The organism is uncultured Campylobacter sp. (assembly GCF_938040115.1).
Lineage (GTDB): Bacteria > Campylobacterota > Campylobacteria > Campylobacterales > Campylobacteraceae > Campylobacter_A.
Map to the genome: position 1 here is coordinate 1 of NZ_CALHXD010000191.1, position 4,976 is coordinate 4,976.

At 43.4% G+C, this 4,976-nt stretch carries 5 protein-coding genes; 3 read left to right on the top strand and 2 right to left on the bottom strand.

The window, feature by feature from the left end:
• The coding region (locus Q0314_RS06545) for a dihydroxy-acid dehydratase (RefSeq protein WP_298057656.1) at window positions 1–899 on the bottom strand (899 nt) is incomplete at its 3' end.
• A 108-nt stretch (window positions 900–1,007) separates the two neighbouring features.
• Between Q0314_RS06545 and Q0314_RS06550 the strand changes: the two genes are divergently transcribed.
• Complete coding sequence (locus Q0314_RS06550) at window positions 1,008–2,459, top strand: MBOAT family O-acyltransferase (protein WP_298057658.1); 1,452 nt, start codon at window positions 1,008–1,010, stop codon at window positions 2,457–2,459.
• Between the two features lie 8 nt (window positions 2,460–2,467).
• Window positions 2,468–3,505 (top strand): hypothetical protein, encoded by a 1,038-nt coding sequence (locus Q0314_RS06555; RefSeq protein WP_298057660.1) that lies wholly within the window; start codon window positions 2,468–2,470, stop codon window positions 3,503–3,505.
• A gap of 268 nt (window positions 3,506–3,773) precedes the next feature.
• Here Q0314_RS06555 and Q0314_RS06560 read toward each other — a convergent pair whose 3' ends face one another.
• Entirely contained in the window at window positions 3,774–4,592 is an 819-nt protein-coding gene (locus tag Q0314_RS06560) for a CsgG/HfaB family protein (RefSeq protein ID WP_298057662.1), read from the bottom strand.
• 112 nt (window positions 4,593–4,704) lie between these two features.
• Between Q0314_RS06560 and Q0314_RS06565 the strand changes: the two genes are divergently transcribed.
• On the top strand, window positions 4,705–4,976 hold a 272-nt coding region (locus tag Q0314_RS06565; RefSeq protein WP_298057664.1), incomplete at its 3' end, for a hypothetical protein.

Here is a 4,976-nt window from a genome sequence, read left to right on the forward strand (position 1 = left end):
GCGATCTTGCGGCTGATCTCGTTGAGCCCCGCGATCTGTAAATTTACCCCCGCTTCGCGCGCGATAGCTAGGATATGCAGCACGGTGTTGCTGCTGCCGCCCATCGCCATATCGACGACCAGGGCGTTTTGGATCGATTTTTCGTTCACGATGTTGCGGATTTTGTATTTTTCATCGAGCGCTATCTGGCAGATGCGGCGTCCCGCCTGCCTGATGAGCTCCTCGCGCTCAGGCGTAAGCGCAGGCACGGTGCCGTTGCCTTTTAGCGCGATACCCATCGCTTCGCACAGCGTATTCATCGAGTTTGCCGTAAACATCCCCGAGCAGCTGCCCCCACTTGGACAGGCATTGCACTCGATATCTTTTAGTTCCTCGGCGCTGATCTCTTTGGTTTCAAATTTACCCACCGCCTCAAACGCCGTGGATAGGTCGATCGGCTCGCCTTTTTTGGTGTAGCCCTTTTTCATCGGGCCGCCGCTGACGAATACCGTCGGCACGTTCACGCGAAGCGCGCCCATCACCATGCCCGGCACGATTTTATCGCAGTTTGGAATGCACACGAGAGCGTCCAGGGCATGCGCGTTCATCACCGTTTCGATCGAGTTTGCGATCAGCTCGCGGCTAGGTAGGCTATAAAGCATCCCGCTATGCCCCATCGCGATGCCGTCGTCCACGCCGATACAGTTAAACTCAAACGGCACGCAGCCGTTTTTGCGGATCTCGTCTTTTAAAATTTCGGAGTATTTGTTGAGGAAAAAGTGCCCAGGGATGATCTCGATGAAGCTGTTTGCCACGCCGATAAATGGCTTTTCAAAGTCCTCGTCCTTTAGCCCCGTCGCTCTTAGCAAGCTTCTGTGCGGCGCACGCGTATAGCCTTTTTTGATGATGTCACTTCTCAAATTTGATCCTTTTAGTGGAATTTGGGCGATTTTATCGAATTTAGCTTTAAAAAGCTTAATTTAAATCAAATTTGAGTATATTTAAACTCTTTTAAAATAAGGGTAAAAATGCTTTTTAACTCATTTGCGTTTATAGTTTTTTTCTTACCGATTACTTTTGGGGTTTATTTTGTTTTAAATAAACTCAAATTCGTTCAACTCAGTATCTTTTGGCTCACGGTCGCTTCGCTATTTTTTTATGGATATTGGAATTTTATTTATATCCCGCTTATTTTAGGTTCGATTACGTTTAACTTCTACGTCGGTCATCTGCTCTGCGCTCACCCATCTCGCAAAAAACTTATTTTATGGGCGGGCGTCGTGGCAAATTTAGCCCTATTGGCCTACTACAAATACACCGACTTTTTGATAGAAAATTTTAACGGAATTTTCGGTACCGACGTACCTTTGCACCACGTTATTTTGCCTCTTGGCATCAGCTTTTTTACATTTACGCAAATAGCGTTTTTAGTAGACTGTTATCATGAAAAAGTAAAAGAACCGAGCTTCCTTCGCTACGCTCTTTTCGTGACGTATTTTCCGCATCTTTTAGCCGGTCCTATTATCCACCACGCCGAGATGATGCCCCAGTTTGCGAATCTGCGTTTAAAGCGCATAAACTATAAAAATCTAAGCATCGGACTTTTTTTATTTTCGATCGGACTTTTCAAAAAGGTCGTAGTGGCCGATTTTTTCGCTAGGTTTGCCCTTCACGGATTTGACGTTTACCCTACGCTTAGTATGAGTGAGGCGTGGATCACGAGCCTTAGCTACACTTTCCAGCTATATTTCGATTTTAGCGGTTACACAGATATGGCGATCGGTATTTCGTATATGTTTAATATTATCCTGCCGTTAAATTTCAACTCCCCTTACAAAGCGCTAAATATCCAAGATTTTTGGCACAGATGGCATATGACGCTTTCTAGATTTTTACGCGACTACATCTATATCCCGCTAGGCGGTAACCGCAGAGGCGAATACCGCACTTACGCTAACGTTTTTGCGGTGTTTTTGCTAGGCGGACTTTGGCATGGAGCGGGCTGGATGTTTATCATCTGGGGCGCGCTGCACGGATTTGCGATGATGGTTTGTAGATTTTACGGCGCGCATTTTCGCCCGATGAATAAATTTCTAGCCTGGTTTATAACGTTTAATTTTATAAATATCACTTGGATATTTTTCCGCGCCAGAGACCTAGATAGCGCGATGAAAGTGCTAAAAGGCATGTTTGATTTTAGCTCGGTTAAGATAAATTTTAACTACTTAGAGTACATAAGCAACTCTCTGGGATACAATCAAATAAATTTTATGGAAACGCCGCAAATAGCCATGGGTACGTTTTGCGCTATTATGGGTATTACGCTTTTAGTTACGATTTTTGGACGAAACTCGAACGAAATGGCCGCTAGAGCAAAATTTGGCTTTCTTACCGCACTGTTTACGGCGTTTTTGCTTGCTTTGGTTTTTGCGATTAACTCCGGCGCGCAGGAGTCGCCGTTTTTGTACTTTAACTTTTAGGATTGAATTTGAAAAAATATAAAATTTTTCTTTTGACGCTTCCTATTTTGACGCTAGTTATGATCGCGTTTTATATGGCGTTTGCGATGTTTCTCATCAGGGTTTCGTCGGCTCATCACTACGCGTATAAAAACTACCTCATCTCAAACACGACCGAACAAAACCGTATCATCGTAGAAAGCGGCTCAAACTCCTATCACGGTATCAACTCCCAAATGCTTGAAAAGCACTTCGGCAAGCTGGTTATAAATTTAGCCGATCACGGCGGATATCCGCTACGCCACAGACTCTACCGAGCGGCCAAACTAGCGCATAAAGGAGATATTTTTATCCTGCCTTTGGAGTACAGGTACTACATCAACGATGTTCCGCCCGATACTTATTACTACGGACTTTTTTTTGAGATTCACCATTTTTACGACTATTTACCGTTTTTTGAAAAGCTAAAAACTATATCGCAAATCCCGTTTCAAGCATTTATAAACGCGGCAATAAGAGACTATAAAGAAATAGCGGCATTTGAGATAAATTTCGATAACTTTATCAACAAAAAGCCTCAAGCCGTGCACGATTTTTCGCCGGATTTTAGAAACGGCGAACGCGGCGATTATAAATACATCGGCAAAGTAGAAGAAGCCAAAGACACGCAGATGCCGTGCCAAAAATACATATTTTTCACCGATTTTTCGGGTAGCAAAATCGGTATAAGCGATATTTTCAAAGAAAATTTAAATTTTATGAAAAAACTCGAGCGCGAAAAGGGGATCAAATTTATCTTTACCTACCCGGCCGTCGCAGGCGACGACTGCTACGACCTAAACTACCCGCACGCCGCAGATAATCAAAAATTTCTAAAAGAGGTAAAAAAGCTCATCGAAGATAACGGCTTTGAGATGATCGGCGATTATAAAGATAGCTATTTCCCGCGTAAATTTCTGCACGACACGTGGTTTCATCTAGTACCCGAGGCCAGAGATATGCGCACGCAAAAGCTAATCGAAAATCTCGAAAAGTCAAAATACGCAAAAGAGCTACACGCGAAGTAAAATTTAATATTTACTAGCGAGCGTAAATTTGGACTTTTGCTTTCTAACTAAGTTAAATTTGAGTAGATTTTACTCACCGTCATAATTTTTCGAACTAGAATTTGAAGTAAATTTAACACAGGTTTTTTGAAATAGGAAACCCAAATTTGACGTAGAAAAATATGTAAATTTGAGCCCGAAAGCTCAAATTTAAGCTCAATGCAGAGATTGCTTTGCGCTTATAAAAGGCTAGAGCGATTCTGGTCACTCTAGCCTAACGAAGATAAAATCAATCCGCTACTTTCATCGCGCCGCCCGCGCCCAAACCGCCTTTTACGGTTTGCATTTTGTAGTTTCTGACGGCTTCTATTAGGTTATTCATCGAGTCGGTGAAGGCTGCTACTATGACTTTACCTTCAGGCGTATTAGCATAGGCCCCAAGTCCTCCGCCTACCTTACTACCAAATAAGCCTCCAAGTCCTGCAAAGTCCGTGTTTCTAGCGCTTCCCTCGGCTGCCGCTAACTGTACGCCCGATCGGTTTTCGATTAGCGTTAGAACAGTACTTACGTCGCTCGTGCTAAACCCGCCGGCTACGGTACCTGCAACCGAGCCGAAAAATGCGCCGACAACGCCACCTAGTCCGCTAGTATTGCTCTCGCTAAATGTTATCGTAGGAGTTAAGGTATAGTCCGCGGCGACCATCTGACCTTTTTTGAAATTTGAGTTCTTTCTAAGCTCGCCCGACTCCATCAACGCGCGCTCTTCTAACATTTGGTTAAATGCCTTGCTACGCTCGACGACTACGAAGCAGTTTGACTGCTGAGCTAGGAGCCTAAGAACCGGGATAGTAGATGTTAGTTTGTACTGCCCGGTTACGACGGAGTACCAGTCGCTATTTCTATCCTCATAAATCGTAACCGTACCCATAGACTCGGTACATCTGGTTAGTCCAGAGTTAGTATTGTGCGCGCTTGAACCCGCAGCTGAGCCAGTAGCCGTCGTTTTAGCCCCAGGCGATCCCATACTCATCGACGACATACAACCCGTCAAAAGAAAAGGCAAAGCCAAAGTCGCAATCTTCGATGCGTTAAAAAACGATTTTTTCATTTATAACTCCTTAGATAAATTTACAAAATTGTAATATATTTGCGCTAAAAATTTACTTTATTTTAAATTTGATGTTATAAAATGATTTAGAAATAACCAGAAAGGATTTGACATGAAAAAACTTGTTTTAATCGCTCTTTTTACAGCGTTTTGTTTAAATTTGGCAAACGCTTACGACCGTTATTCAAACGAATCTTTAATAGTCATCCCGGATAACAGCTACAAATACAAAAAACGCCGCCACCGAGATAGATACGACGACGACGTAGTGATATATATGGACCCTCCATACGGCGGTTACAGACAAACCGACCGAGGCAGAGACTATCGCGACAAACTAGTCGATCAGTATATAAAAAACAATAACATAAAAAAAGGCGGCTC

Excerpts from the sequence above, each read along its gene's own strand:
- Q0314_RS06560 (WP_298057662.1), bottom strand. The coding sequence starts at position 4,592 with ATGAAAAAATCGTTTTTTAACGCATCGAAGATTGCGACTTTGGCTTTG.
- Q0314_RS06550 (WP_298057658.1), top strand. The coding sequence starts at position 1,008 with ATGCTTTTTAACTCATTTGCGTTTATAGTTTTTTTCTTACCGATTACT.